Origin of the sequence: Oceanospirillum sediminis (assembly GCF_014164585.1) — a bacterium.
In the GTDB taxonomy this organism is placed as follows: Bacteria; Pseudomonadota; Gammaproteobacteria; order Pseudomonadales; family Halomonadaceae; genus Oceanospirillum; species Oceanospirillum sediminis.
Map to the genome: position 1 here is coordinate 1 of NZ_JACJFM010000139.1, position 446 is coordinate 446.

The 446-nt window shown below is 34.8% G+C and carries 1 protein-coding gene; it reads left to right on the top strand.

All coding sequences use genetic code 11. The features are described 5' to 3' along the window. On the top strand, window positions 1-446 hold a 446-nt coding region (locus H4O21_RS28150), incomplete at both ends, for a hypothetical protein (protein ID WP_220495859.1).

Sequence of the window (446 nt, forward strand, 5' to 3'; positions counted from 1 at the left end):
CGATGTTCGATTTTGTTGGTGCGAATGACGGGAGTTATATTCAGGCTCTATGTCAAGATTTTATTAGGGCAGTTAAAGAGGATAGGAAATCAATTTTTACTGCAGACACCATCAGGTCATTGGTTTTAGTGCTGATTTCGGCAGTATTGATTTTTGGTTATCTGAAAAACAAATTAAGGGAACATTGGGTTATTCTAGGATTTACGGCTTTAATTTTATTTGATTTAGTTGGTGTAAATCGCCGTTATGTAAATGGTGATGATTTTGTGTCATCAATACAAATGTCAAAGCCATTTACAGCAAACCAAGTGGATAAGCAAATTATGAACGATACATCTCATTTCAGGGTGTTTGATTTGGTTTCTGGCCCTTCAAAGCCATCTTACTTTCATAATTCATTAAATGGTTATAATGCAGCTGAATTAAAGCGTTATAGAGAAGTGTTT